This is a genomic window from Terrabacter ginsenosidimutans (assembly GCF_039539425.1).
GTDB classification, from domain to species: Bacteria; Actinomycetota; Actinomycetes; order Actinomycetales; family Dermatophilaceae; genus Terrabacter; species Terrabacter ginsenosidimutans.
In genome coordinates, this window is sequence record NZ_BAABDC010000011.1 from 1 (window position 1) to 25,804 (window position 25,804).

Consider the following 25,804-nt stretch of genomic DNA (forward strand, 5'->3'; position numbering starts at 1 on the left):
AGCTAAGCCCTTCAGCGCCGATGGTACTGCACTGGTGACGGTGTGGGAGAGTAGGACGCAGCCGGACACACTTTCAGACAACCCCGCCGGGAAACCGGCGGGGTTGTCGCATTTCCATGCCCTTTTCCGTTCGGCAGAGCAGTGCCGCGCCGGCCATGTCCGGTGCGCATTCAGGAGCGCCCTTATGGGGCGAGCACGGCAGCCGGATGGCGGACGACCTCGTCGAGGGCGAGCAGCGCTGCCCCCGTCGCGCCGGGGGCCAGGTCGTCCGGGGCGATGACGACGCGGGGTGTCACCCAGTGCGCTGACAGCACCCGACGCCCGAGCGCCGCCTCGACGTCGGGGGCGAGGAGGTCGCCGACCTTCGCCAGGTGCCCGCCGAGGACGACCGTGGGTAGGTCGAGGACGTTGACGACTCCGGCCAGGGCGACACCGAGAGCGCGCCCGGCCGATCCCACCGCCTCCCGCGCCCGGTCGTCGCCACCCCGAGCGAGTCGCGCCAGGTCGGCAGGTGTCGTGGCGGCGTCGAGTCCCGCGGCCGAGAGCAGGGCGAGCAGGCCGGCATACTGCTCCAGGCAGCCGGTGGAGCCGCACCGGCAGGCGGGTCCGTCGGCGTCCACGCAGACGTGGCCGATCTCGCCGGCCCACCCGTGGCGCCCCGTCATGACGGCGCCGTCGACGACGACCGCGCCACCGATGCCCACCTCCCCGCTGAGGTAGATGAAGTCCCTCGACTCCAGGTCACGGCCGGGGGCCGGATGGGCATGTGCGTGAGCAGCGAGGTCGGCCTCGTTGCCGACGCGGACCGGAAGTCCGCCGAGAGCGTCCACGAGCAAGGGCCCGGGAGCGACGTCCTCCCAGCCGAGGTTCGGAGCGCTGAGCAGGCGTCCCTCGGTGACGTCGACGATCCCGGGCAGCGCGAGCCCCGCTCCGACGACCCGACATCCCCCTGGAGCGCCCTCGAGCACGATGCGGGCCAGCGTGCGTAGCCGGCCTAACGTGTCGGCGGGTGAGGATCCGGCGAGGTCCGCGGTCACGAGCTGCTCGGCGAGCACCGAACCCGAGAGGTCGACCAGTCGGGCGGCGAGCTGGCCGACCCCGACCTGCAGACCCACGGCGGCGAACCGGGCCCTCGAGGCCACGAGTGGCGTGGCCGGCCGTCCTCGGCGACCGGTGCCGCCGAGGACGGACTCGACCTCCTCGAGCACTCCGCCCGCGACGAGCTCGTCGACGAGGCGCGACACGGTCGACCGGGTCAGCGACGTGGCGGCGGCGACGTCGGCACGCGAGGGCGGGGTGTCGGCGCCGAGCACGGTGCGCGCGACGAGGGCGAGGTTGGCGTGGCGCAGGCTCGCCTGGCGCAGGTTGGCCATGCCTTGACCCTAGTTGGTCACGGCATTAAGTTGCATGACAAAACAAACCTTTGGACGAGGAGTCGCAATGACGCGCCAGCCCACCCCCGACGACATGTTCTCCTTCGGCCTGTGGACCGTCGGCTGGACCGGCACGGACCCGTTCGGCGGCCCGACCCGCCCGGTGCTCGACCCGTGGGAGTACTCCGACAAGCTGGCCGAGCTCGGCGCGTGGGGCATCACCTTCCACGACAACGACGTCTTCCCGTTCGACGCCGACGACGCGACCCGTGCGCGCATCTGCGGCCAGCTCAAGGATGCGACCGACCGGGCGGGCCTCACCATCGAGATGGTCACGACGAACACCTTCAGCCACCCGGTGTTCAAGGACGGCGGCCTCACGGCGAACGACCGGGGTGTGCGCCGCTTCGGCCTGCGCAAGGTGCTGCGCGCGGTCGACCTCGCCGCCGAGATGGGCGCGTCGACCTTCGTCATGTGGGGCGGTCGCGAGGGTAGTGAGTACGACGGGTCGAAGGACCTGCACGCCGCCTTCGACCGCTACAAGGAGGGTCTGGACACCGTAGCCGGCTACATCAAGTCGCAGGGTTACGACCTGCGGATCGCCTTGGAGCCCAAGCCGAACGAGCCTCGCGGCGACATCTTCCTGCCGACCGTGGGGCACGCCCTCGCCCTCATCGCCGAGCTCGAGCACGGCGACATCGTCGGGCTCAACCCCGAGACCGGCCACGAGCAGATGGCGGGCCTCAACTACACGCACGCGCTCGGGCAGGCGCTGTGGAGCGGCAAGCTCTTCCACATCGACCTCAACGGCCAGCGCGGCATCAAGTACGACCAGGACCTCGTCTTCGGGCACGGCGACCTCGCCTCGGCGTTCTTCACCGTCGACCTGCTCGAGAACGGCTTCCCAGGGACGCCGGACGGCCCGCGCTACACCGGTCCGCGGCACTTCGACTACAAGCCGTCGCGCACGGAGTTCATGGACGGCGTGTGGGAGTCGGCCCGGGCCAACATGGCCATGTACCTCATGCTCGCCGAGAAGTCAGCCGCCTTCCGCGCCGACCCGCGCACCGCGGAGGCGTGGGCGTACTCCGGCGTGCTGGACCTCGCCGAGCCGACCCTGGGCGCCGGTGAGTCCCTCGAGGACTTCCTCGCGACCGACGACGGTTTCGACCCGGCGAAGGCGGCCGAGCGCGACTACGGCTTCGTGTGCCTCAACCAGCTCGCGCTCGAGCACCTCATCAGCTGAGCAGTCAGTCCACGCAGAGGCAGAAGGGGTGGCCGGCCGGGTCGAGGTAGACGCGGAACGAGGTGCCCGGCTGGTGCTCGTGCCGGGTCGCCCCGAGTGCGAGCACCTCCGGCTCGGCCTCGTCGAGGTCCAGGACCATGACGTCGAGGTGCATCTGCTGCGGCACCTCCTGGCCTGGCCACTGCGGCGGCGTGTAGCCCTCGACCTGCTGGAAGCAGATGCACTGCTGCCCGCTCTCGTCGCGGATCTCGCCCCACCCGTCGGACGCCTTGACCGTCCAGCCGAGCAGGGTGCCGTAGAAGGTGGCGAGTGCCTCCGCGTCGGGGCAGTCGATGACGAAGCTGGGGTAGCGAGCGATAGCCATGGGACGGAGGCTAGACCGGGTCCCGGACGATCCGCGTCCGTAGGGGCGGGGAAGCCCGGCGCCGGTGCCAGCCGTTGTCGGCCCGCCAGCCCGCGACCCCGCATGTCGCGGCCATTCGGAATCGCCCGTCCGGGCTGCATCGTCACAGCCCGTCGCTACCCTCGAAGGATGGCGCACCGCATCTTCACGACGTCCGTCGCGTCGGTCTATCCGCACTACGTCAACAAGGTCGAGCGCAAGGGCCGCACCAAGGGGGAGCTCGACGAGGTCATCGAGTGGCTGACCGGCTTCGACGACCAGGCACTCAAGGAGCACCTCGCCGCGGAGACGACGTTCGAGGACTTCTTCGCGCAGGCCCACCTCAACCCGAACGCCTCCGCGATCACGGGCACGGTCTGTGGGGTGCGCGTCGAGGACGTCGAGGACCCGCTCATGCAGAAGATCCGCTATCTCGACAAGCTCGTCGACGAGCTCGCCAAGGGCAAGGCGATGGACAAGGTCCTCCGCGCCTGACCGTTCGAGCCGCTAGCCAACGCCCTGCTCGGCGGCTGCGCCCTCCGAGCCTGCGCCCTCCGAGGCTGCGGCGCTGCGCGCCCGGACGACGAGGGCCTCGAGGCTGCCGTCCCGGTAGCCCTCACCGGTGGGCTCGCCGAGACTGAGGTCGAGCTGGGTGTGCACCGAGCCGACCTGCAGCCCGAACAGGTCGAGGGCCGTGCAGTAGACGGGGTCCTCCGTCTGGAGGACGCGGTGAACGTCAGGGAACTGGTCCTGCGTCATCCAGATCTCGATGACCCCGGGCGCCGGAAAGCTGAGCCAGACATTGGGACGGAAAGGGGCGAAGAAGATGCTGACCGTCGACCCGAACTCCAGCTTGAGCTGGATCTCTCGGGTCGCTGCGGTCAGGTTCGACTGGGTCACGCGGACGTTGTAGCTCGTGACGAGCTCCATGATGGCCACGACTGTGCCTCCTCCATGTGGTGCGTGCAAGCCAGAGGAGCCCGTGGCGCCCCTGATACGCCGCGGCCGCCGATGCCGAGAGTGTCCTGTTTTCGGTATCAGCCGTGGTGGCCGACCGCTCTGAATGCCAGGTGGCGGCAGTCCGCCGCGACCGGCTCCAGATCGGAAAGGACCACCACCATGGCCGACCTCAACCCCCAGCCGCTCCCGCCGCGCGGTGTGGCTGTGACCGTGCACGTCCCCGGCAACATCCTCGGCAACCTCGAGACCTTCCAGAAGGTCCAGGCCAGCGTCTTCGACCGGTTCGGTTGCGGCAACTGCAACTCCGGCATCCAGATCGACTGGCGCCGCTTCGAGGAGTTCGTCGTGACGCCCGACCTCGAGCTGCAGCCGGTGTTGGCCGGACCCCAGCTCCGGATGGGTTGAGGGGCGACGTGTCATGAGCTGGATGCGGTTCGACCTCGGCGTCGGAGTCATCGCCCTCGGGTCGCTGGACCAGCTGTGGGACGGCATCGAGGACCTGGTCGACGTCGTCGAGGTCGAGCCGCAGACCCTCTGGGAGACGCGGTTCGGCGGCGGCCAGGTGATCTCGCCCGAGCCGCTCGCGTGGCTCCGTTCGTGCGGGCGTCCGTTGCTCGCCCACGGCGTCGGCTACCCGGTCGGGGGCATGACCGCGCCGAACCCGGAGGGCGTGCTGGCGTCGGCCGCCTCGGCCCGTGACCTGGACGCCGTCCACTGGAGCGAGCACCTGGCCTTCAACGTCGCCGGCGACGCGCACGCCGGGTTCCTGCTGCCCCCCGTGCAGACACCGGAGGCGGTCGCCGCGGCCGTGCGGCACATTCGCGCCTACCAGGACGCCTTCGACCGGCCCTTCCTCGTCGAGACGCCGACGAACTACCTGCAGCCCGTGCCGGGCGACCTCAGCGACGGGGAGTACGTCGCGGCCATCGCCGAGGCCGCCGACTGCGGCATCCTGCTCGACCTGCACAACATCTGGACCAACGAGCGCAACGGCCGCCAGAGCGTGGACGACTTCCTCTCGATGATCCCGCTCGACCGGGTGTGGGAGGTCCACCTCGCCGGCGGCTTCGAGACCGACGGCTACTACCTCGACGCGCACGTCGGGCCGATCGACCCGGAGCTGCTCGCGCTCGCGGCGCGCGTGGTGCCGACGCTGCCCCGGGTCCGTGCCGTCATCTACGAGGCCGTGCCCGCGTCGCTGGCCGAGCAGGGCGTGGCCGGCCTGCGCGAGGTCCTGACGAGCATGCATCGCATCGTCGACGCACCGGCGGTCTCCGCAGCCGACGGCGCCGCGTCCGGCCTCGCCGTGCCCCGGCCGCCCAGGTCCCCCAGTGCCAGCGTGGGCCGGCCCGTGTCGGCCGGCACCGCAGAGCGCGAGGCGGAGCTCGTCGCCTTCACGACGCGTGCCTCGAACCTGCTCAGCACACCCGACCCCGGTGCGACGCTCATGCGGGCCCTGACCGACGAGGCGCGGCTCTCGCTGCTGGTGCGCACCCACCCCGAGGTCCTCGGCAGGCTCCTGACCGTGCTCGGCCGGGAACGCACCGCGGTGGTGCTGACGGACTTCCTCGCGGCGTCGCCGGCCAGCCTGTGGACCGACGAGCAGGGCACCGCGTTCGCCGAGTGGCTCTCGACGAGAGCCGACCTCGCGACGGTCCTGACGGCATACGACCGCTGAAGAGGCTTGGACGTGCGTGGTGCCGGCGCGCTGTCGAGTGGCGTCCGCCCAAACCGAGTGACGACGGACAGGCGCGCTCCTAGGGTTGGCGGATGGGATCGGTGAAGCAGTTCCAGGTCACGTTCGACTGTGCCGAGCCGGAGCGCGTCGCCCGGTTCTGGTGTGAGGTGCTGGGCTATGTCGTGCCTCCGCCCCCGGAGGGTTTCGCGTCGTGGGAGGACTTCGACCACGCACTCCCGCCGGAGGAACAGGGCCGCGCGTTCGCGTGCGTCGACCCGTCGGGCGCAGGGCCACGGCTGTTCTTCCAGCGCGTCCCGGAGGGCAAGGTCGTCAAGAACCGCGTGCACCTCGATGTGCGGGTCGGCACCGGGCTCAGGGGACAGGAGCGCCTCGCCGTCCTCGAGGCCGAGTGCGCGCGGCTGCTCGAGCTCGGCGCGACGCGCGTGCGGCTGCTGGTCGCCGACGGCGTCAACGAGTCGTGTCTCGTGATGCAGGACGTCGAGGGCAACGAGTTCTGCCTGGACTGAAGGGTTGGCGATGGACCTGCGGTCGGCAGTCGGCGGTGTCGCTGCGATCGTGGCGGCCGTGCTGCTGCTCATCGGCATCGTTGCGCTGGCGAGGCGCCGTCGGCGCGAGCGTCCTTGGCTGATGGTCCTTTTCGGGATCAATGCCGGCGTGGGCGGCGTCTCCAAGGACACGCTTCGAGGCTTCGCCGGGATCGACGTGGTGCTGCTCGTCCTGGCAGCCGCAGCCTTCGTCGGGTTCTGGCCCGGTCCAGGTGTGCACCAGCCGCTCTGGATGATCCTGGCGATCGCCCAGCCGCTCGCCGGCATACCGCTGCTCAGGATCACGGGCGAGGCGGGACGCTCCGGACTGATGGGGGGCGCCTTGGTGCTCTCGATCCTCATGGTCGTCGGCGGCGTCTCGAGCGCCCCCGGATGGCTGGGCGTCGCGGCGAGCGTGCTTCTGCTCATTGGCGACTTCGGCACGACGGGACGGCGCTCGCGCGCGCTGGCCCTCGTCATCGCTCTCGGCTACAGCGCGCTGGTCGCATGGTTCGGGTGGATCGCGCTGCTGCTGCTGACGTAGCGGTCAGCTCTCCTCGTTGGCGACCGTCTCGATCCAGTCCACCGTCTCGTCGGAGAGCTGCGTCTGCCCCTCCACCGAGGGGCCGGTCCACCACGGCTGGCTCGACTCGTCGCCGGTGATGCTGCGGAGCTCGGAGACGAGCTCGTCCGGCAGCGGTTCCCCGTTGTGTTCCACGAGCCAGGAACGGCTGGAGCTGCTCAGCTGGGGCCAGATCTGCGGGAAGTCCATGCCTCCATGATTGCCCCGACCGGGCCGATCCAACAGGATTCGTGGGTCGACGTGGAGGAACCGTTGTGGGAGACCGGGGCAAACGGCCCCTGTGGCTGCTACCGTCAATGCCAGCTGCCGTCCGAGTCCACGCATATCGGGCTCGGCACGATCGGGTCGCCGCGCGAAGGTTCGCGAAATGCGCTCGTCGTGATCATCGTCAGCATGAGGTCTCCACACGGGAGGCCTCGCTCAACAAGAAGAGGCAACACCAGTGGCAACAGGCACCGTGAAGTGGTTCAACAGCGAAAAGGGCTTCGGCTTCATTGAGCAGGACGGCGGCGGCGCCGATGTCTTCGTTCACTACTCGGCCATCGAGAGCGGCGGCTACCGCGAGCTGCAGGAGGGCCAGAAGGTCGAGTTCGACGTCACGCAGGGCCCGAAGGGTCCGCAGGCGGAGAAGGTCAAGGGCATCTGACCTAAGACAGTCTTCAGGGATTCCGTCCCTGGCAATCCCCCGACCATCTGGTCGGGGGATTGCTTTTGCCCGGCGCTGCTGGCTGCCGGGACCGCCGGCACTGCCAGCACCCCGGTTCAGGCCAGCACCTGGGCCTCGGCCTGGGACTTCAGGTTCTCGAGCAGTCCTTCGAGGAAGGACTCGTGCTCCCTCACCATCATTCCCTCGATCGGACGCCCCACGACGGGCACCTTCACCACCCACTCGCCCACGGCGGTCACGGTGGTGTCGCCGTCGGCCTCGGCGAACGTGAAGGTCCACGTCGGCTTCTCCGCGAAGAAGTGCACCTGCGCGACGATGCGCGCGCGAGGGACGACCTCGGTGTACTCGAGTCCGCCCTCGATGTGGAAGCCGAGCAGGTGCGAGAAGAGCCGTGCCGACGTCCCGACGCCCTCGGGCTTGATGTCCACCTGGGCCAGAGCCACGTCGTCCGCCCTCCACAGCCTGCCGATGTCGAGGGCGATGTCGAACACGGTCGAGACCGGGGCTTGGATCGTGATGCTTCGTGTCAACGTTGCCATTGCATTCACCTCCTTCCCACTCTCGACGCTAGGCCGGTGGTGGTGGGTGGGCGCCAGAGGCGATGGTCCCTTGCGGTGCCGTCTCCGGTCTCACGCCGTCCCCTGGCGCAGGGCCCACGTCATGCTGGCGACCAGCGCGGCACTCGTCGCGACCGTGACCAGCCACAGGCTCCGGTTCGCCGGGTACATCGAGGCGCCCATCAGGACGATGCTGCCGAAGAAGAGCACCAGGTACGGCACGAGGACCGCCGGCCTGGGAGGATTGCGGAACTGGACCGGCCGCAGGTAGTCCACCACGAGCATGAGGACCACGAAGGCGTCGAACACCGCCGATCCGACCCACCACGGACTCCCGGCGCGGGCCTGCCCCACCAGGGCAGCCGTGGCCGGGACGGCCAGTGCCGCGATGAGGTAGCCCACGGCGTGGTTGACCGCCATCCCGTGGCGCCGCCGGGAGGCGAACCCCACGGTCTGGGCGACGTTGACGACATTCACCACCACCCACGTCGTCACCAGCGCCCACCAGGGCCCGCTCTCCATGAGCTACCTCACCCCGTGACGTCGACGTGCGTCACGGGACGGTGCGGCGCATGACGTCGTCTGCGGCGCCAGCGCCCTGACCTCGTCGTCCGTCACCGGTCCCTCCTCCGCCTCGTCGCGACGCGTCGTCGCGGCGTGCGTTGCCGTGTCCCACCCAGCATGCGGCCGGAGGCGGACGATCCGGTGTCGCAGAGGCTCAGGTGATTGGATCGGGCCATGCGCATCTTCTTCACCGGGGGCAGCGGCAAGGCCGGCAAGCACGTCGCACCGTTCCTCGCCGAGCAGGGCCACCAGGTCACCAACGCCGACCTCGTCCCGTTACGGCATACGGCCGTCGACGACCTCAAGGTCGACCTCACCGACCTCGGCGAGACGTACTCCGCCCTCGCGGGACTCGCCCGCTTCGACGAGCTGGAGCTCGCGGCCAAGCCGGCCTACGACGCCGTCGTGCACTTCGCCGCCGTGCCCGCGATCCTGCTCACGTCGGAGGCCAGGACGTACGCGACGAACGTGCTCAGCACGTACAACGTGCTCGAGGCCGCGACCCGGCTCGGCGTGCGCAAGGTGATCTTCGCGTCGTCGGAGACGACCTACGGCATCTGCTTCGCGCAGGGCGAGCGGCGGCCGCTCTACGTGCCGGTCGACGAGGAGCACCCGACGGTGCCGGAGGACTCCTACGCGATGTCGAAGGTGGCCAACGAGGTGACGGCGCGCTCCTTCCAGGCCCGCACCGGCGCCGACATCTACGGCCTGCGCATCAACAACGTCATCGAGCCGCACGAGTACGCCGAGATGTTCCCCCCGTTCCTTCAGGACCCGTCGCTGCGGCGGCGCAACGTCTTCGCCTACATCGACACCCGCGATCTCGGCCAGATGGTGCAGCGTTGCCTCGAGGTCGACGGGCTGGGCTACGAGGTCTTCAACGTCGCCAACGCCGACATGTCCGTCGCGGCGACGACCGACGAGGTGCGCGAGCGCTTCTACGACGGGGTGGAGGTGCGGCGGCCGATGGGGCGCAACGAGACCTTCTACTCCATCGACAAGGCCCGCGACCTGCTCGGCTACTCGCCGCAGCACTCGTGGCGCGACGTCCTGACGGACCCGCACGCGCCGTGAAGGCCGTCGTCTACGACGAGTACGGGCGTATGCCGTCACTCGCCGACGTGCCCTCGCCTCCCTGTCCGGACGGCGGGGTCGTCGTCGCCGTGCGGGCCACGGGCGTGTGCCGGTCGGACTGGCACGCGTGGATGGGGCACGACCCCGTGTCGTTGCCCCACGTTCCCGGTCACGAGCTGGCCGGTGTCGTGGCTTCGGTGGGTGCTGGGGTGCGCGACTGGGCCGTCGGCGACCGGGTGACGGTGCCGTTCGTGTGCGGGTGCGGTCGGTGCTCGTGGTGCGAGGCCGGCGAGGCGCAGGTGTGCCCGGACCAGACGCAGCCGGGCTTCACCGGACCCGGGTCGTTCGCCGAGCGCGTGGCGATCCACGGCGCCGACACGAACCTCGTGCGGCTTCCGGACTCGGTGGACTTCGTGACGGCGGCGTCGCTGGGGTGCCGCTTCGCGACGGCGTTCCGGGCCCTGACGAGGCACGGGCGTCTCGGGGCCGGGGACTGGCTGGCCGTGCACGGGTGCGGCGGTGTCGGGCTGTCGGCCGTGATGATCGGGGTCGCCCTCGGGGCGCGGGTGGTCGCCGTCGACGTGAACCCGGCTGCGCTGGAACGCGCCTCGTCGCTGGGGGCGGCGGCAGTGGTCGACGCCGGCGGCGTTGCGGACGTGGCCGCGGCGACCCGGGAGGTGACCGGTGGCGGCGCGCACGTCTCCATCGACGCGTTCGGCTCGCCCGAGCTGGCGGTGGCCTCGGTGCGCAGCCTGCGTCGCCGTGGCCGGCACGTCCAGGCGGGCCTGCTGCTCGGGCCGAGGTCGACCCCGCCGCTCCCGATGGATCTCGTCGTCTCCCAGGAGCTCGAGATCTACGGCTCGCACGGCATGCCGGCCGGCGACTACCCCGCGATGCTCCGCCTGATCGAGGACGGAACGCTCCGCCCCGGCGACCTCGTCGGCCGGGTCATCGACCTCGAGAACGCCGGGGCAGCGCTCGCCGGCATGGACCGCCAGGCGGCCCCCGGGATGACTGTCGTCCGTGTGTGACCCGCCGGCGCCTCGCCTCCTCTGAAGCCTCAGGCCGTCGCCGCGCCCGCGGGTATTGCTCCGAGCTGCTGGAGCAGCGACAGCATGTCCGCGACGCCCCAGTGCTCGCAGACGAGTCCGGCGTCGTCGAACCGCATGATGTCGATGAGGTCCACCTCGGCGTGCCGACCGGATGCCGGGAGGCCCATGAAGTCCCCGGTCTGGGTCCCCGAGACCTTCACCCGCGCCACCGTCCGGTCACCGCTGGGGAGGACCTCGATGACGTCCATGCGCATGTCGCGGAAGGCGGCTCGGTAGCCACGGACGGCGTGCTCGGCGCACGCGGACTCCACGAGGTCGACGACCTCCTCGACGACCCGGTACTGGAAGTCGCCACCGGGCTGTCCTCCTGCCCCCGCGCCCTCCCCGGCGAGCAGGGCCCCGACAGCGGCCCTCCGGCGGTCGGGCGAGCGGCGCCGGAGGTCGAGCGAGGCGGCGACGACCCCGAAGGGTCGGGTGCGCTCGAAGGGGTGCGCGCGGCCGTAGCAGACGGTGACGTCGCGGGAGCGGGCCTCCTCGGCGAGGGCCTGCACGAGGTGGGTCTTGCCGATGCCCGCCTCACCCTCAACGACCAAGGCGCCGGCGCGTCCGTCCACGAGCGCGCGGACCGCAGCTGTCGCGAGGGCGAGTTCGACCGAGCGCCCAACGGGCGGGGGCGCCGAGGACACCCGATCAGCGTCGCGCACCGGCGTCGGAGGTGTCCAGAGTCGGCCGGGGGGCCTCGCGCTCGGCTCGACGGCGCGGTGGGTGGGCTCTCAGTCCCTGATGAGGCTGGCCGCCACGGCGAGCTCGTCGACGAGGTCGTTCATCTCGTGGCCGGAGTGGCCCTTGACCCACTGGAAGGCGACGTCGCCGCGCTCCCGGACCGCGGTCACGAGCGGCTCCCACAGGTCGCGGTTCGCGACCGGCTTCTTCGCCGACGTGGTCCAGCCGCGCCTGAGCCAGCCCTCCCACCACTGGTCGCGGAAGCAGTTCACGACATACGTCGAGTCGCTGACCACGACCAGCGGGCCGGGCAGGGCGGTGACGGCCTCCAGTGCGGCGCGGATCTCCATCCGCTGGTTCGTGCTCGGGCGTTCAGAGCCCGACGCGAAGCGGTCACGGTCGATCGCCCAGGCCCATCCGCCCGGGCCGGGGTTTCCCGAGCAGGCGCCGTCGGTGTAGACGAACGTCGCTCCTTCGGGCGCGACCATGGCGGGCTTCGGCGCCCGAGCCCTGCCTGCTGTCTTGCCGCTCGGCCCACTGGAGGTCGCCGGCTGTGGCGTGCCGAGGCCCGGGAGCGCGAGCTCGGTCCCGCAGTCAGCGTGCACCCACGCGGTGGACGTGCCGCCGGCGCCGTTGATCTCGTCACCGGTTCGAATCGGGCTCTGGCAACGCGCACAGCGTCCAGGGAACTTGGCCAGCACAGTGCTCCTCGTGGATCGGTCGACCTGCGGTTGGGTGGGCGACCTGCAGGCGTCGCCCACTCGATCTGCTGGTCAAGGGTAGTGACACCCCCGGACGATCCGAACGCACCCCGATGACCAGTCGCCGGCGACCGTGCCGACGGAGGCGTTCGTGGCTTGGCGCGGCCGCTGCTCGGGGGGGAGGAGGCTCGTGAGCTCAGCCGCGAGGTGCCGAGCCGGCGCGGGCGGTTGTCCTGTCGGGATGTTCGTCTTGCAGCCTGGCGTCGAGCGCGTCGAGGACGAGGTCGAGGCCGAAGTCGAACTCGAGGCCGAAGTCGTAGCCCGGCTGCAGGACGTGACCGGTCGTGAACTCGAGCAGGTTCGGGTAGTCGGCCGCGAGGTACTGGAACATCATCGACTCGGCCACCTCGCCGACGGTCTCCGGGCCGTTGATCGGCAGGGAGGCCTCCGACATGGCGAAGCCGTAGACGTAGGAGTCGATCACGGCATACGCGTGCGCGGTCAGCTCGAGGGAGAAGCCGGCCCTGCGGAGGCAGCCGATCACGGCGTCGAGGTGACGGAGGGTCGCCGGACCCGGGCTCGTCCGCGACTGGAGCAGCGGGATGGCCCACGGGTGGCGACGCAGGACCGAGCGCGCCGAGGCGCAGCGCCGGTGCATCTCCGAGCGCCAGTCCCCTTCGCTGGCAGGCAGATCCATCTCGCCGAAGACCCGGTCGACGATCCCGTCGATGATCTCGTCCTTGCCGCCGACGTAGTGGTAGATGGACATGGGCTTCGTGCCGAGCTCCTCGGCGATGGAGCGGATCGTCAGCGAGCCGAGCCCGCCGCCGTCGGCGACACGCATGGCCCCGTCGAGGACCCGATCCCGGCTCAGCGACGCGCGCGTCGAGGGCCCGGGCCCGCCGCCTCTGCTCGTCGTCACGTCGTGCCTCCTGTCGTCGGTCGCGCTGACCCCTAGTCGGCGTCGTACTTAGTACGCTACCGTGTTCGTACTAAGTACGACGCGAAGGGCGCGCCGCAGACGAAGGAGAAGCAGTCATGAAGGATCAACCGGTCGATCTCATCGGTGGGACCACGCCCGGTCAGGCGGCCCGTGTCGCGAGCACGATGCGGGCCGTCGTGCAGGACGGCTACGGCACGAGCGACGTGCTGCGCGTCGCGCAGGTCACCCGCCCGGCGATCGGCCCCCGCGAGGTGCTCGTCGAGGTCCGCGCCGCCGGGCTCGACCGAGGCACGTGGCACCTCATGCAGGGCAAGCCCCGGCTGCTGCGTCTCGTCTTCGGCCTCCGCTCCCCGAAGCAGCCCGTCATCGGCCGCGACGTCTCCGGTGTCGTCGCCGAGGTCGGCTCCGAGGTGACGACGTTCGCGGTGGGTGACGAGGTCTTCGGCGTCGCACCCGGGTCGGTCGCGGAGTATGCCGTCGCCCGCGAGGACAAGCTCGCTCGCCGCCCGTCCACCGTGACGTGGGAGCAGGCCGCGGTCGTCCCCATCTCCGGGGGCACGGCCCTGCAGGCCGTCGTCGACGCCGGCACGGTGACCGCCGGGCAGAAGGTGCTCGTCACCGGAGCCTCAGGTGGCGTCGGGTCGTATGCCGTCCAGCTCGCGACAGCGCTCGGGGCCGAGGTCACCGGTGTGGCCAGTGCAGCCAAGGCCGACCTGGTCCGTGCCTTGGGCGCCGACCACGTCCTCGACTACGCCGTGGACGACTTCGCCGACGGGACGACGCACTACGACCTGATCATCGACATCGCGGGGCTGTCCGACCTCTCCCGGCTGAGGCGCGCCCTCACGCCGACAGGCACCCTCGTGCTCGTCGGCGGCGAGGGCGACGGTGACTGGACGGGCGGCACGATCGGACGTCAGCTCCGCGCGCGGCTGTCGTCGGCTTTCAGCCGCCGACGACTGACGAGCGTCATCGCCAAGGAGCGGGGTGCCGACTACGCGCGGCTGGCCGCGCTGCTCGAGTCGGGGCAGGTCGTGCCGAGCCTGGATCGGACCTATCCGATGGCCGAGGCAGCCGACGCGATGCGGCGCCTCGAGGCCGGCTTGGTGCGCGGCAAGGTCGCTGTCACGGTGGAGCCCGCGCGTTGACCAACCGTGGTGAGGCCGGGCCCTATGGCCCTACTCGTTCCCGGCGGGGGCGCCGACGATCGAAGCATGCTGATCGCCGAAGACCTGTTGCTGCTGCTCACCGATGACGACTCCGGGAAGCTCGCCGCCTCGACCACCCTGGTGGACATCGCGCTCGGCGGGGCCCTGCTCGTCGAGCTGGCGCTCACCGAGCGTGTCGACGTCGCGGGGCCTGACGAGCGAGTGCCGCAGGGGCGCCTCGTCGTGCGTGATGCGGGCCCGACCGGTGACGAGGTCCTCGACGAGGCTCTGACGAGGGCCGCGAGCAAGGAGGGCAAGAAGCCGCAGGGCGTCGTGACGGCGCTGGGCAAGGGCGCCCGGGGCCGACTCTACGAGCGGCTCGCGGCCAGCGGCATACTCCGGGCTGAGGAGGGCCGGGTCCTTGGGCTCTTCCCGACGCATCACTGGCCCACGCAGGACGCGGGGCACGAAGCCGCGGTTCGGGCCGCGCTCGACACGGCCCTGAAGAACCGTGCAGCCACAGACCCGCGGACGGGCGCCCTGATCGCCCTGCTGTCCGCGCTGAACGTGGTCCACGAGGTCGTGGATCCGGGAGCGGTCGGGCTCTCGAAGCGGGAGCTGAACGCGAGTGCGAGCCGGATCGCCGAGGGGGACTGGGCGGCCTCCGCGGTTCGCTCGGCCATCGACAGCATGATGGCTGCCATCATCGCGGCGAGCGCATCAGCCGTCGTCGTCACCGGAAGCGGCGTCTCCTGACCCGAGCGGCAGAGCGCGCCGGGGCCAGGTCATCGGGATCGGGATCTTCCCAGCGGAAGGTGTAGGCGTCGTCGCTCATGCACCTGGCCTCGCACCGGCCGGCGCGCAGCCGAAGGGCCTTGGAGTCTCGGCTCGGGGTCGAGTCAGCCCGGACTTCAGGGTGATCCCGGATGTGGGACCTGATCGCAAGGGCGCATCCTGCTGCACGAGAAGCAGGAGGTCACCATGTCCCACTCGTATGCGCCGCGGGTTGCGGTGAACCGGTCGCGCGACGGTGCGACGCCGCCTCAGTACGACCTGGGCCGGATCCTCGGGGTGTGGGCTGCCGCGGCGCTGCCGATGGCCGCACTCTCATGGCTGGTTGCCCCGGCGCTCGCCGCGTGGCTCGACGGCCCCACCGCGTGGCCGCGGGCGTTGGTGGCCTGCCTGACGGCGGGCCTGGTCTGGCAGGGCGTGCTCGTGCTCGTGCTGGTGCGGCGCGAGACGGGCAGCCTGCGCTGGCGGGCGATCGCTGATGCGCTGTGGCTGCACCGGCCCCGGAGCCCGCGCACGGGTCGTGTCGGTGGACGGGTGTGGTGGGTCCTGGTGCCGGCGGTGCTGGTCGTCGGGCTCGAGCAGGTGCTCCCGTCGCTGTCCGCCCCGGCCGGCCGCGACCTGGGCGAGTTCCTCCGGTCGACGACTGGTCACGACTTCCTGTCCGGCAACTGGCCGTGGTTCGCGGTGATCGTCGTCATGGCGTTGTTCAACACGGTGCTCGGCGAGGAGCTTCTCTTCCGAGGGCTGCTGCTGCCGCGGATGCGCGGCGTCTTCGGCCGGGCCGACTGGCTGGCGAACGGGGTGCTGTTCGCCGTCTACCACCTGCACATGCCGTGGGTGATCCCCACTGCGCTGCTGGACTCCCTGGCGCTGGCCTATCCATCTCGGAGGTATCGCAGCGCCTGGCTCGGAATCGTCGTGCACAGCGTCCAGTCGGTCCTCATCGTCGGGGCGACGCTGGCCCTCGTCCTGCGCTGAAGGTCCCGCACCGTGTCGGCGGGTGGCGTAGCGTCCGAGGATGCGCAGCTTTCCTGTGACGGACGAGATTCGCTCCTACGCCGTGGCGCACGGGACCTGGCGCCCCGATCCTGTGGTCCGCGAGCTCCAGGCAGAGACGGCCGAGCTCGGGGACGCGGCAGGGATGCAGATCGGCGACGACCAGGGGCAGCTGCTCACCCTGCTCGCCCGGCTGATCGGGGCGCGCCGGGCCGTCGAGGTGGGGACGTTCACCGGCTACTCGAGCATGTGCATCGCCCGCGGGCTGGCCGAGGGAGGTTCCCTCCTGTGTTGCGACGTCAGTGCAGAGTGGACCGAGATCGGCCGACGTGCGTGGGCCGCCGCTGGTCTGGCTGACCGGATCGAGCTGCGGATCGCGCCCGCGCTGGACACCCTGCGGGCCCTGCCCGAGGTGGCCGACATCGACCTGGTCTTCATCGATGCGGACAAGCCGTCGTATGCCGCCTACTGGGCCGAGCTGGTGCCGCGCGTTCGCCCTGGTGGGCTGCTGCTCGCGGACAACGTCCTGTGGAGCGGCCGGATCGCCGATCCCGACGTCGCCGACGCGAACACCGCCGCGTTGCGCGCCTTCAACGACCTGGTGGCCTCCGACGATCGTGTCGAGACCGTGGTCCTGACCGCCTTCGACGGTCTGACCATCGCCCGACGGCTGTGACCGCGCGCTGCGCAGACGTGGCCGCCCTTGGGAGACTGTGCGCATGACGGCAGCTGATCGTGACCGGGACATCGAAGGCCGCGCTCGCCAGGCAAGACCTCGCGACGCTCTCGGCCGACCGCTGCCCTACGGCGCGGAGGGTGTCGAGCCGGTGTCGGAGGAGCCGCTGCCTCCCGAGGAGACACTCGAGACGGCTCGAGAACTCGTGGGAGCAGGCCGTCCGTTCTCCGCCCATGAGGTGCTGGAGGCACGCTGGAAGGCGGGGCCGGTCGAGGAACGAGACCTGTGGCAGGGTCTTGCGCAGGTCTGTGTCGCCATGACGCATGCAGCCCGCGGAAACCAGGTTGGGGCTGATCGACTCTTCGACCGGGCCGCGGAGCGGTTGACGGCTTTTGCCGCGACCGGACGCTGGGCCTACGGCGTCGACGTGGATGCCGTCGTTCAGCAGGCACGACGTCACATCGGAACGTTGTGAGCGCAGGCCGCAGGTCCGCCGAGCAGACGCCGGTGGAGGTGGCTGGCGAGCCGGTGATCTCGTTCGCCACCGTCCCCGACTGCGAGGCCTGGTTCGCCGAGCACCACGCCGATCACCGCGGCTTCTGGCTCAAGATCGGGAAGGTGGGTGCCGCGGAGACGGTTACCTACGCCGAGGCGCTCGAGGTCGCGCTCTGCCACGGCTGGATCGACGGACAGAAGCGGGGACATGACGCGACCTACTGGTTGCAGCGCTTCACCCCGCGCGGCCCGCGGAGCAAGTGGTCGCAGGTCAACCGGGACAAGGCCGAGGCGCTGATCAAGGCCGGTCGCATGCGCCCGGCCGGGCAGGCGCAGGTCGACACCGCGAAGGCGGACGGCCGGTGGGCGGCGGCCTATGCCGGCCAGAAGAGCGCGACCGTCCCTGACGACCTGGCCGCCGCGCTTGCGGCCGACCCGCAGGCCCAGGCGTTCTTCGAGACACTCACGGGCGCCAACCGTTACGCGATCCTCTACCGCGTTCACGACGCGAAGAAGCCAGAGACCCGGGCCGCGCGCATCGCGAAGTTCGTCGAGATGTGCCACAACCACGAGACCGTCCACTGACGGCTGCTGTCCAGCCACGTGACACTCGACCGGACGCAGGTCGACGTAGGCTCCCTCTCATGGCCGACGCTCCTCGCATCACGTACGTGCTCATCGACGGGGAGAACATCGATGCCACCCTCGGCACGTCAATCCTGGGACGACGCCCCCGACCTGAAGAGCGCCCGAGGTGGGAACGGCTGCTGCAGTTCGCGGAGGAGCTCTGGGGGCAGCCGGTCGCTGGGCTCTTCTTCCTCGCCGCCAACAACGAGCTCCCGATGCCGTTCGTCCAGGCCTTGATGGCCATCGGCTACCGCCCCGTGCCGCTCTCCGGCGCTGCGGGCGAAAAAGTGGTGGACATCGCCATCCAGCGGACTCTCGTCGAGATTCGTCGACGCCAGGCCGACGTGCTCCTGGTCAGCAACGACGGGGACTTCGTCGAGCAGATGGGTGACCTTCTGGACGGTCGGCGGGTGGGCGTCGTCGGATTCCAGGAGTTCCGCAGCAACGCGTTCTTGGAGCTGAGAACCCAAGGTCTGGCCACCTTCGACCTCGAGTACGACGTGCAGGCCTTCAGGGAGTCACTGCCCCGCATACGAATCATCGCCATCGAGGACTTCGACCCTGCCGACTTCCTCTGATCCTGCCTCGTGGACCGTTCGGGTCACGCCGCTCCTGAGTAGGCTCGAACGGTGGCTGTAGACGTGGAGACCTCCATCGAGATCGACGCCGCTCGCGATCGTGTTGCCGCCTTCGCATCCGATCCCGGGAACGCCCCGCGCTGGTACGTGAACATCAGCTCCGTCGTCCTGGAGACACCGCCGCCGGTCACTGTCGGGTCGCGCATGGCATTCGTTGCACACTTTCTGGGCCGGCGCATCGCGTACACGTACGAGGTTCGCGAACTGGTGGACGGCGAGCGATTCGTGATGAGCACCGCCGAGGGCCCGTTCCCCATGGAGACGGCCTACACCTGGTCGGATACGGCGGAAGGTGGAACCCGGATGACCCTGCGGAACCGGGGAGAGCCGTCGGGCTTCGGCCAGCTCGCGGCCCCGGTAATGGCACGCGCCATGCGACGCGCCAACCGTAGGGACCTCCAGACGCTGAAGAGCCTGCTCGAGAACACGACCGCCTAGCTCTCCACGGCGGGCATGACGTTCGAGGGGAGCTCGACTCTCCCGATGAGTCCGCGCACGTGCTGCTGCTTCCGGCCACAGCCACAGGCCCTCCGATCTCAGATTCGTCGTTGGGCTGCGGCCTCGCCACAGCAGGGTGTAGGGCGGGATGAGGGCCATCGCAGGTTGGCCCGGAACAGCCATCAGGAGGGCCTCATGCTCACCAGCGCATCAGTCACCGCCAACATCCCTGCCGCAGATCTCGCGCGGGCCCGGTCGTTCTACGCGGACGCCCTCGGTCTGAAGCCAGCCGTCGAATTCGTTGACGGCGGGATGCTGATCTACCGCACCGACGGCGGGACGACGTTCAGCGTCTACCAGACCGAGTACGCCGGCCAGGCCGGTCACACCGTCGCCCAGTTCCACGTCGACGACGTGGTCGCCGAGGCGCGTGCCCTGCAGGCCAAGGGCGTCGCACTCGAGACCTACGACCTGCCGGGAGTCGAGTGGGATGACGGCGTCGCCGACATGGGTCCGATGGGCAAGGCGGCATGGTTCAAGGACAGCGAGGGCAACATCCTCTGCCTCGACTCCGGCTTCCCCGACAGCTGAGGGACAGGCCGCGCCGACATGGACCGACCGCGTCCGGGCAACGCTCAGCCCGCGGCCCGGCGCCCAGCGATCCGATCCACGCGGCGGAGGCTCACTGGTTGGTCTGGACCGCGGCTGCGCCGATTCCGGCCCTCGCCTGAGCGCTGGATGGATATCGTCTCGGCATGACAGGTCCCATGACGATGAACCGCGTCATCCACGCTGCGGTGCGGCGCGACCTCGATCGCTTCGAGTCTGCCCTCGCCTCCGCTCCCGACGGTGACCGGGCCCGCGCCCAGCAGCTGCAGGTGGCCTACGCCAACCTGCACGACCAGCTCAAGCACCACCACGAAGGGGAGGACACGCACGTCTTCCCGTTCCTGGCCAGGGTGGAAGGGGCCACGGAGCTGGTCGGGGTCATGGAGACAGAGCACGAGGCCATGGCTGACGCGCTCGCCGGCGCGCGCACTGCGATGGACACCTACGCCTCGACCGGGGCCGCCGAGGACGCCCGCGCCGCCAGGGACGCCATCGTGAGGGCGAGCGAGGTCGTCGAGCGGCACCTTCATCACGAGGAGAACGACCTCGAGCCGCTCATGCTGCCGCACCTCGAGACGCCGGAGTGGAAGGCCGTCGAGAAGCAGCTGCGACCCCCGTCCCTCGCCGAGTCGGGCCGGTTCATGGCCTGGGTGCAGGACGGGATGCCCGACGCGGAGCGTGCCTACCTTCGCTCGACGATTCCGGCCCCGGTCACCTTCCTGCTCAGCAGACTTGCCGGCAGGTCCTACCACCGCGACGTCGCGCCTGTCTGGCAGCCCAGCACATAGGAGACGCCAGTAGGTTCACGACTGTGAGTGACGTGCAGAGTGGATCCCACGCGGCGGCGGTGCACGGGCGAGCCACGCACGTCCGCGGCCTCGTGCTCGCGGCCGGTGCCGGTCGACGGATGGGCGGTCCCAAGGCCTTGGTCCGCCGACACCCCGGCGACCCGACCCTCGTCGAGCGCGCCATCACGCTCCTCCACGCCGGCGGGTGTGCCGGCATCACCGTCGTCGTCGGAGCCGCCGCCCAGGAGGTCACCGCCATCGTCACCGCGCTCGGCCGTGACGTCGACGTCGTCTCGTGCCCCGACTGGCACGAGGGCATGGGCGCTTCCCTCCGTGCCGGCCTCACGGCGCTCACTCGTTCCACGCACGAGGGCGAGGGCTGCGTCGACGCCGTGCTCGTGACTCTCGTCGACCTGCCCGACCTGACGCCCGAGGTGGTCGCACGGGTGCTCGACACCCCGGGCCACGTCGACAACGCGCACTCCCCGCACCCCGACCCCGACGAGCACGCGGTCGACCTGCACCAGACGAGCGGTCCCACCATCCCGGAGCTCCGAGCGACACTGCGGCGGGCGGCATACGACGGCGTCCCCGGTCACCCGGCACTCATCGGGCGCGACCACTGGGAGGGCGTCATCGCCACGGCCGTCGGCGACCACGGCGCCCGGCACTACTACCGCGCGCACCCGCACGAGCTCGTCGAGTGCGGCGATCTCGCGACGGGCCGGGACGCCGACACCCCCGACGAGCTCGACTCGTCCCGTTAGGGGTCTCCGCTTCCACAACCCACGCCGATGAGTGATGCTCAGGGGATGGACCACCTGTTCGACAGTGCCGACGACGTCACGACCGCCCTGGGCGGCACGGGCTACCTCGCCGACGAGGCGCTCGCGACGGTGACCTTCCTCGCGACCCGGCTGAACCGGCCGATCCTGCTCGAGGGCGAGCCCGGCACCGGCAAGACCGCGCTCGCCGAGGCCCTCGCCCAGGCGCTCGACCTGCGCCTGATCCGGCTCCAGTGCTATGAGGGCATCGACGCGACGCAGGCCCTCTACGACTGGGACTTCCCACGCCAGATCCTGCACCTGCGCACCGTCGAGGCGCTCTCGCGGGAGGAGCACCACGATCCCAAGGCGCTCGAGGCCGAGCTCTTCGACGAGCGATTCCTCCTGGCCCGTCCGGTGCTCGAGGCGCTGCGTGCGGCCCCGTGCGTGCTGCTCATCGACGAGATCGACCGCGCCGACGACGAGTTCGAGGCGTTCCTCCTCGAGGTGCTGAGCACGTGGCAGGTGACGATCCCCGAGCTCGGCACCGTCAGCGCCGCCACCCCGCCGATCGTCGTGCTCACCTCCAACCGCACCCGCGAGCTGCACGACGCGCTCAAGCGCCGCTGTCTCTACCACTGGATCGACCACCCGGGCCTGGCCCGCGAGCTCGAGATCGTGCGCACCCGCCTCCCGGAGGTCAGCGCCGCTCTCGCCGAGCAGGTCGTCACCCTCGTCCAGCGACTGCGCGCCACCGGAGAGCTCATCAAGCCGCCGGGTGTCGCGGAGACGCTCGACTGGGCGCGCGCCCTCGAGACCGTCGGCGCGACCCGCCTCGACGCCGAGGTCGCCGCCGCCACGCTCGGCGCCGCCCTGAAGTACCGCGAGGACTCCGAGAGGATCCGCGCCTCGCTCGACAAGCTGCTCACCGCATGACCCTGACCGCAGCCCCACCGCCCGCAGGGCCGCCGACCGAGCCCGACGTCGACGAGCTGCTCCTCGGATTCGCCCGCGCCCTGCGCGCCGCCGGCCTGCACGTCACCGCCGACCGCGAGCGCACCTTCCTGGTCGCGGCGGCCACCGTCGGCATGGGCGAGCGCGCCGGCGTCTACTGGGCCGGCCGCGCGACCCTGACGAGCACCCCGGCCGACTTCCCGGCCTACGACGAGCTCTTCGAGCGCTGGTTCGGCGGCGAGTCCATCCCGCAGGGGCGCCGCGTCGACGTCCAGCGCCCGCCCGTGCGCCAGGCTCCGCTCGACGGCGGCGAGGGCGACGGCGGCGAGGGTGACCTCGACACCCTCCAGGCCCAGGCGAGCGCCCAGGAGGTGCTGCGCCACCGCGACGTCGCAACCCTCAGCGCGGCCGACCGTGCTGCTGCCGCACGGGTGTTCGCGAGTCTCGACCCCCGCTCGCCGTTGCGCCGCGCCCGTCGTCACGTCCGCGCGCGCAGCGGCGCCATCGACGGGCCCGCCACCCTCCGCGAGCAGCTGCGCCGCATGGGCGAGCCCGGCCGCATCCACCACCGCCGCCGCGGCACCCGCCCCCGCCGCATCGTCCTGCTCATCGACGTCTCCGGGTCGATGAGCGCGTATGCCGACAGCCTCCTCCGCCTCGCCCACGTCTTCGTGCGCACGGTGCCCCACGTCGAGGTCTTCACGATGGGCACCCGCCTGACCCACGTGACCCGGGCCCTCACCGAGCGCGACCCCGACCGCGCACTCGCCGCCGCCGGCCGCGTCGTCCCCGACTGGTCGGGCGGCACCCGCCTCGGCGAGGCCATCGGCGCCTTCCTCGACCGCTGGGGGCGGCGGGGTATGGCCCGCGGCTCCGTCGTCGTTGTCTTCTCAGACGGCTGGGAACGCGAGGGACCGGAGGTGCTGGGTGAGCAGATGCGCCGGCTCGCAGCCCTGTCGCACCGGGTGGTGTGGGCCAACCCGCACCGTGGGAAGGCCGGCTACCAGCCGGTGCAGCAGGGGATCGTCGCGGCCCTGCCGCACATCGACGACTTCGTCGCAGGGCACTCCCTCGCGGCGTTCGAGGAGCTGATCGAGGTGGTGGCCCGTGCGTGAGGTGATGGACGAGCTGATGCAGTGGTGGTCGGCCGGCGAGACCGTCGGCGTCGGCACCGTCGTCGGCACGTGGCGCTCGGCGCCGCGCCAGGCCGGCGCCTCGATGCTCGTCGGCCCCGGCGGCGAGGCCGTCGGCTCCGTCTCCGGCGGCTGCGTCGAGGGTGCCGTCTACGAGCTGGCCCAGGAGGTCGTCGACTCCGGCCACCCCGTGCTGCAGCGCTACGGCGTCAGCGACGACGAGGCGTATGCCGTGGGCCTCACCTGCGGGGGCATCCTCGACGTCTTCGTCGAGAAGGTCTCACGCGACACGTTCCCCGAGCTCGGCGACGTCGCCGCCGACATCGCTGCCGGACGGCCGGTCGCCGTCGTGACCGTCATCGAGCACCCCGAGCCCGCCTGGGTGGGGCGCCGCGTGGTCGTCCACCCGGAGGACGACGGCGACGACACGGCATCCGTGCTCGGCTCACTCGGCAGCGGGCGCGCAGACGACGCCGTCCGTGACGACGCGAGAGGGCTTCTCGCGCAAGGACGCTCGGCCATCCTCACCTACGGGCCAGACGGTGAGCGACGTGGCGAGGGGATGCGGGTCTTCGTCGCCGCGCACGCACCGAAGCCGCGGATGCTCGTCTTCGGCGCCATCGACTTCGCCGCCGCCGTGGCGCGCGTCGGCAGCTTCCTCGGCTACTACGTCACCGTGTGCGACGCCCGGCCCGTCTTCGCGACGAAGACGCGCTTCCCCGGCGCCGACGAGGTGATCGTCAAGTGGCCGCACGACTACCTCCAGAACGAGGTCGACGAGGGTCGCATCGACAGCCGCACCGTCATCGCCGTGCTCACCCACGACCCCAAGTTCGACGTGCCGCTGCTCGAGGTCGCGCTCCGGCTGCCCGACGTCGCCTACATCGGCGCCATGGGCTCGCGCCGCACCCACGAGAACCGGCTCGAGCGGCTCCGCGAGGCAGGGCTCACTGACGACGAGCTCGCTCGGATGAGCTCGCCCATCGGCCTCGACCTCGGGGCGCGCACCCCGGAGGAGACCGCCGTCTCGATCGCCGCCGAGATCATCGCGCTGCGCTGGGGCGGCGCCGGCGAGCGGCTCGCTGCCACCGAGGGGCCGATCCACCACCACCATCCCGCGCACGACAACCCCGTGGGGGAGCGACCGCGTACTTCGCCCCCGGACGGCGCTCCTCGGGTCTAGCGTGTGTCACGGACTCGGGGCGGCACGAGAGGGGACATCAATGAAGCGTCCGGTGTGGATCGTCGGGGCTGTCGCCCTGCTGGTGACGGGTCTGACGGGACTGAGCACGCCAGCCGCCCAGGCGCAGTCCGGTGGTGTCGACCCGGTCCCGGGCCTGCCCGTCTACCTCGCCCTCGGCGACTCGATCGCCAACGGCCAGGAGTCCGCACCACGCATCGTCGACTACGCGACGACCGTTGCCGGATGGCGGGCCAACGGCTACGTCGCCCAGTTCGACGCCGTGCTCGAGGACCGCCTCGACTGCCTGCCCGCGCAGAGCACCAACGCGCGCACCGGCTGCAAGCAGCTGCAGATCGTCAACCTCGCCCGCTCTGCGGTTCCCGCCATGAACGGCCAGCCGGAGCGGCCCGGGGTCACGACGCAGACCGTCATCGACGAGCAGCTCCCGGTCGCCCTCCCGATGCTCCAGGCCCGCAACCACGACGCCAACCCCCGCAACGACGTCGAGGTCGTCACCCTCACCGTCGGCGGCAACGACATCTTCGGGCCGATCACCTCGGCCTGCCTGGGCGCCGACCCGAGGGGCTGCCCCGCGGCGATCCAGACGGCCTTCACCGCCTTCTCCGGCAGGTACTCGACGATCCTCGCGGAGCTGCGCGCGGCAGCCGGTCCCACGACCCCGATCATCGCCATGACCTACTACAACCCACTTCCGTACTGCTACATCGGGCAGGCCAACCCCGGCGCCGGCGCCTTCGCCGACTGGTTCCTCGAGGGCGGGACGCTGCCCGGCCTCGGCACGCTGCCGGTCGGCTTCAACGACCTCATCCGGGCGATCTCGGCGCAGAACGGAGCCCGCGTCGCCGACACCTTCGGCACCCTGGGCGCCGGTGACTTCCTCGGCGGCACCGACTGCCTGCACCCCGTCCGGTCGGGGCACACGAAGATCGCGGCGGACTTCGTCAAGGCGATGTTCGGGTAGCCGTAGGCACGGGAACGCGGCGCCCCGCGGCCACTCAGCTGCGCGGGCGCCAGCGCTTCCACACGGCGGTCGCCTCGGCGCGCACCTTGCCGTCGAAGCGCAGCTCGACGGCGACGGTCATCTGAGGTTCGTCCGCCTCCGTCACGACGGCGTGCAGCTGGACCGTGTCGTGCAGCGGCGCGGGACGCAGGAAGCGCACGTCGAGACCGGCCGTGACGTAGGCAAGGTCGGCTCCCGGCAGGGGCGGCCATCCGCGGCGCTCGGCCTCGAGCATCACGGCCGCCGCGCTGTGGCAGTCGAGGACCGTCCCGATGATCCCGCCGTTGAGGTAGCCGAGGCCGTTGTCGTGCTCGGGCCACGGCGTGAAGGCGGCGACGACGCCCTCCGGCGACCCGTCTCCCGACCCGGCGCCCTCGCCCAGCGGATAGCTCTTCAGCTGCAGCCCCTTCGCGTTGCCGGGCCCGCAGCCGAAGCACGGGAGGTCGGGGTAGAGGCGCGCCTGGATGCTGGGCATGCGGGTCACGCTACCGGCG

34 protein-coding genes are annotated in these 25,804 nt (G+C 71.0%); 24 read left to right on the plus strand and 10 right to left on the minus strand.

Annotation, left to right across the window (positions count from 1 at the left end; genetic code table 11):
- Nucleotides 1-182: 182 nt before the first annotated feature.
- Nucleotides 183-1,373, minus strand: a complete 1,191-nt coding sequence (locus ABD831_RS20135; protein WP_344951091.1) for an ROK family protein — start codon at nucleotides 1,371-1,373, stop codon at nucleotides 183-185.
- A gap of 67 nt (nucleotides 1,374-1,440) precedes the next feature.
- Between ABD831_RS20135 and xylA the strand changes: the two genes are divergently transcribed.
- Complete coding sequence (gene xylA, locus ABD831_RS20140) at nucleotides 1,441-2,619, plus strand: xylose isomerase (protein WP_344951094.1); 1,179 nt, start codon at nucleotides 1,441-1,443, stop codon at nucleotides 2,617-2,619.
- A gap of 4 nt (nucleotides 2,620-2,623) precedes the next feature.
- Here xylA and ABD831_RS20145 read toward each other — a convergent pair whose 3' ends face one another.
- Nucleotides 2,624-2,983: a VOC family protein gene (locus tag ABD831_RS20145; RefSeq protein ID WP_344951097.1), complete on the minus strand. Its 360-nt coding sequence runs from the start codon at nucleotides 2,981-2,983 to the stop codon at nucleotides 2,624-2,626.
- A 168-nt stretch (nucleotides 2,984-3,151) separates the two neighbouring features.
- Here ABD831_RS20145 and ABD831_RS20150 point away from each other — a divergent pair, with 168 nt between their 5' ends.
- Nucleotides 3,152-3,496, plus strand: a complete 345-nt coding sequence (locus tag ABD831_RS20150; protein WP_344951100.1) for a DUF2200 domain-containing protein — start codon at nucleotides 3,152-3,154, stop codon at nucleotides 3,494-3,496.
- 12 nt (nucleotides 3,497-3,508) lie between these two features.
- Here the strand turns inward: ABD831_RS20150 and ABD831_RS20155 are convergent, their stop codons facing one another.
- On the minus strand, nucleotides 3,509-3,940 hold the full coding sequence (locus ABD831_RS20155) for a hypothetical protein (RefSeq protein WP_344951104.1): 432 nt from the start codon (nucleotides 3,938-3,940) through the stop codon (nucleotides 3,509-3,511).
- Between the two features lie 180 nt (nucleotides 3,941-4,120).
- Between ABD831_RS20155 and ABD831_RS20160 the strand changes: the two genes are divergently transcribed.
- From ABD831_RS20160 to ABD831_RS20175, 4 genes are all read left to right on the plus strand, one after another.
- Nucleotides 4,121-4,366, plus strand: a complete 246-nt coding sequence (locus ABD831_RS20160; protein ID WP_344951107.1) for a hypothetical protein — start codon at nucleotides 4,121-4,123, stop codon at nucleotides 4,364-4,366.
- 13 nt (nucleotides 4,367-4,379) lie between these two features.
- Complete coding sequence (locus ABD831_RS20165) at nucleotides 4,380-5,639, plus strand: MbnB/TglH/ChrH family RiPP precursor modification enzyme (protein ID WP_344951110.1); 1,260 nt, start codon at nucleotides 4,380-4,382, stop codon at nucleotides 5,637-5,639.
- Between the two features lie 92 nt (nucleotides 5,640-5,731).
- On the plus strand, nucleotides 5,732-6,166 hold the full coding sequence (locus ABD831_RS20170) for a VOC family protein (RefSeq protein WP_344951113.1): 435 nt from the start codon (nucleotides 5,732-5,734) through the stop codon (nucleotides 6,164-6,166).
- 10 nt (nucleotides 6,167-6,176) lie between these two features.
- Nucleotides 6,177-6,728, plus strand: a complete 552-nt coding sequence (locus ABD831_RS20175; RefSeq protein ID WP_344951116.1) for a hypothetical protein — start codon at nucleotides 6,177-6,179, stop codon at nucleotides 6,726-6,728.
- A gap of 3 nt (nucleotides 6,729-6,731) precedes the next feature.
- On the opposite strand, the gene ABD831_RS20180 is transcribed toward ABD831_RS20175, so the two are convergent.
- A complete protein-coding gene (locus ABD831_RS20180; RefSeq protein ID WP_344951119.1) occupies nucleotides 6,732-6,956 on the minus strand; it encodes a hypothetical protein in 225 nt (74 codons plus the stop codon).
- A gap of 253 nt (nucleotides 6,957-7,209) precedes the next feature.
- Here ABD831_RS20180 and ABD831_RS20185 point away from each other — a divergent pair, with 253 nt between their 5' ends.
- Nucleotides 7,210-7,413, plus strand: coding sequence for a cold-shock protein (locus ABD831_RS20185; RefSeq protein ID WP_009777120.1), 204 nt, complete (start codon nucleotides 7,210-7,212; stop codon nucleotides 7,411-7,413).
- 116 nt (nucleotides 7,414-7,529) lie between these two features.
- Here the strand turns inward: ABD831_RS20185 and ABD831_RS20190 are convergent, their stop codons facing one another.
- The gene (locus ABD831_RS20190) at nucleotides 7,530-7,973 is read right to left on the minus strand and encodes an SRPBCC family protein (RefSeq protein WP_344951130.1); all 444 of its coding nucleotides are present in this window, start codon (nucleotides 7,971-7,973) and stop codon (nucleotides 7,530-7,532) included.
- Between the two features lie 90 nt (nucleotides 7,974-8,063).
- A complete protein-coding gene (locus ABD831_RS20195) occupies nucleotides 8,064-8,513 on the minus strand; it encodes a hypothetical protein (protein ID WP_344951133.1) in 450 nt (149 codons plus the stop codon).
- Between the two features lie 216 nt (nucleotides 8,514-8,729).
- On the opposite strand from ABD831_RS20195, the gene ABD831_RS20200 reads away from it, so the two are divergent.
- Together ABD831_RS20200 and ABD831_RS20205 are read left to right on the plus strand one after the other, a co-directional pair.
- Nucleotides 8,730-9,629, plus strand: a complete 900-nt coding sequence (locus ABD831_RS20200) for an NAD-dependent epimerase/dehydratase family protein (RefSeq protein WP_344951136.1) — start codon at nucleotides 8,730-8,732, stop codon at nucleotides 9,627-9,629.
- Nucleotides 9,626-10,660 carry a zinc-dependent alcohol dehydrogenase family protein gene (locus ABD831_RS20205; RefSeq protein WP_344951139.1) on the plus strand — a complete coding sequence of 345 codons (1,035 nt, stop codon included), beginning with the start codon at nucleotides 9,626-9,628 and terminating at the stop codon, nucleotides 10,658-10,660. Before ABD831_RS20200 ends, ABD831_RS20205 begins: the two co-directional genes overlap by 4 nt.
- Nucleotides 10,661-10,689: 29 nt before the next feature.
- Here the strand turns inward: ABD831_RS20205 and ABD831_RS20210 are convergent, their stop codons facing one another.
- The 3 genes from ABD831_RS20210 to ABD831_RS20220 form a co-directional block, all read right to left on the minus strand.
- Complete coding sequence (locus ABD831_RS20210) at nucleotides 10,690-11,367, minus strand: ester cyclase (protein WP_344951142.1); 678 nt, start codon at nucleotides 11,365-11,367, stop codon at nucleotides 10,690-10,692.
- Nucleotides 11,368-11,454: 87 nt separating this feature from the next.
- Nucleotides 11,455-12,009 (minus strand): ribonuclease H family protein, encoded by a 555-nt coding sequence (locus ABD831_RS20215; protein ID WP_344951145.1) that lies wholly within the window; start codon nucleotides 12,007-12,009, stop codon nucleotides 11,455-11,457.
- 292 nt (nucleotides 12,010-12,301) lie between these two features.
- Complete coding sequence (locus ABD831_RS20220) at nucleotides 12,302-13,027, minus strand: TetR/AcrR family transcriptional regulator (protein WP_344951148.1); 726 nt, start codon at nucleotides 13,025-13,027, stop codon at nucleotides 12,302-12,304.
- A gap of 116 nt (nucleotides 13,028-13,143) precedes the next feature.
- Here ABD831_RS20220 and ABD831_RS20225 point away from each other — a divergent pair, with 116 nt between their 5' ends.
- From ABD831_RS20225 to ABD831_RS20295, 15 genes are all read left to right on the plus strand, one after another.
- A complete protein-coding gene (locus ABD831_RS20225; RefSeq protein WP_344951151.1) occupies nucleotides 13,144-14,196 on the plus strand; it encodes an NAD(P)-dependent alcohol dehydrogenase in 1,053 nt (350 codons plus the stop codon).
- A gap of 66 nt (nucleotides 14,197-14,262) precedes the next feature.
- Nucleotides 14,263-14,952, plus strand: a complete 690-nt coding sequence (locus tag ABD831_RS20230; protein WP_344951154.1) for a GOLPH3/VPS74 family protein — start codon at nucleotides 14,263-14,265, stop codon at nucleotides 14,950-14,952.
- 225 nt (nucleotides 14,953-15,177) lie between these two features.
- Complete coding sequence (locus ABD831_RS20235) at nucleotides 15,178-15,966, plus strand: CPBP family intramembrane glutamic endopeptidase (protein ID WP_344951157.1); 789 nt, start codon at nucleotides 15,178-15,180, stop codon at nucleotides 15,964-15,966.
- Nucleotides 15,967-16,006: 40 nt separating this feature from the next.
- Nucleotides 16,007-16,660 (plus strand): O-methyltransferase, encoded by a 654-nt coding sequence (locus ABD831_RS20240; RefSeq protein WP_344951160.1) that lies wholly within the window; start codon nucleotides 16,007-16,009, stop codon nucleotides 16,658-16,660.
- Between the two features lie 151 nt (nucleotides 16,661-16,811).
- Nucleotides 16,812-17,135, plus strand: coding sequence for a DUF309 domain-containing protein (locus ABD831_RS20245; protein ID WP_344951163.1), 324 nt, complete (start codon nucleotides 16,812-16,814; stop codon nucleotides 17,133-17,135).
- Nucleotides 17,136-17,167: 32 nt separating this feature from the next.
- Nucleotides 17,168-17,740, plus strand: a complete 573-nt coding sequence (locus tag ABD831_RS20250) for a YdeI/OmpD-associated family protein (RefSeq protein WP_344951166.1) — start codon at nucleotides 17,168-17,170, stop codon at nucleotides 17,738-17,740.
- A 59-nt stretch (nucleotides 17,741-17,799) separates the two neighbouring features.
- Nucleotides 17,800-18,360, plus strand: coding sequence for an NYN domain-containing protein (locus ABD831_RS20255; RefSeq protein ID WP_344951169.1), 561 nt, complete (start codon nucleotides 17,800-17,802; stop codon nucleotides 18,358-18,360).
- A gap of 63 nt (nucleotides 18,361-18,423) precedes the next feature.
- Nucleotides 18,424-18,858: an SRPBCC family protein gene (locus tag ABD831_RS20260; protein WP_344951171.1), complete on the plus strand. Its 435-nt coding sequence runs from the start codon at nucleotides 18,424-18,426 to the stop codon at nucleotides 18,856-18,858.
- A 195-nt stretch (nucleotides 18,859-19,053) separates the two neighbouring features.
- A complete protein-coding gene (locus ABD831_RS20265; RefSeq protein ID WP_344951174.1) occupies nucleotides 19,054-19,449 on the plus strand; it encodes a VOC family protein in 396 nt (131 codons plus the stop codon).
- Between the two features lie 164 nt (nucleotides 19,450-19,613).
- A complete protein-coding gene (locus ABD831_RS20270; protein ID WP_344951176.1) occupies nucleotides 19,614-20,255 on the plus strand; it encodes a hemerythrin domain-containing protein in 642 nt (213 codons plus the stop codon).
- Nucleotides 20,256-20,287: 32 nt separating this feature from the next.
- Nucleotides 20,288-21,022: a nucleotidyltransferase family protein gene (locus ABD831_RS20275; RefSeq protein ID WP_344951179.1), complete on the plus strand. Its 735-nt coding sequence runs from the start codon at nucleotides 20,288-20,290 to the stop codon at nucleotides 21,020-21,022.
- A gap of 45 nt (nucleotides 21,023-21,067) precedes the next feature.
- Nucleotides 21,068-21,955, plus strand: a complete 888-nt coding sequence (locus ABD831_RS20280; protein ID WP_142179608.1) for an AAA family ATPase — start codon at nucleotides 21,068-21,070, stop codon at nucleotides 21,953-21,955.
- A complete protein-coding gene (locus ABD831_RS20285) occupies nucleotides 21,952-23,088 on the plus strand; it encodes a vWA domain-containing protein (protein ID WP_344951183.1) in 1,137 nt (378 codons plus the stop codon). Before ABD831_RS20280 ends, ABD831_RS20285 begins: the two co-directional genes overlap by 4 nt.
- On the plus strand, nucleotides 23,081-24,289 hold the full coding sequence (locus ABD831_RS20290; protein ID WP_344951185.1) for an XdhC family protein: 1,209 nt from the start codon (nucleotides 23,081-23,083) through the stop codon (nucleotides 24,287-24,289). The genes ABD831_RS20285 and ABD831_RS20290 overlap by 8 nt, the downstream gene beginning before the upstream one ends.
- 40 nt (nucleotides 24,290-24,329) lie before the next feature.
- Nucleotides 24,330-25,271, plus strand: coding sequence for an SGNH/GDSL hydrolase family protein (locus tag ABD831_RS20295; protein ID WP_344951188.1), 942 nt, complete (start codon nucleotides 24,330-24,332; stop codon nucleotides 25,269-25,271).
- Nucleotides 25,272-25,305: 34 nt separating this feature from the next.
- On the opposite strand, the gene ABD831_RS20300 is transcribed toward ABD831_RS20295, so the two are convergent.
- On the minus strand, nucleotides 25,306-25,785 hold the full coding sequence (locus tag ABD831_RS20300) for a PaaI family thioesterase (protein ID WP_344951190.1): 480 nt from the start codon (nucleotides 25,783-25,785) through the stop codon (nucleotides 25,306-25,308).
- Nucleotides 25,786-25,804: the final 19 nt, after the last annotated feature.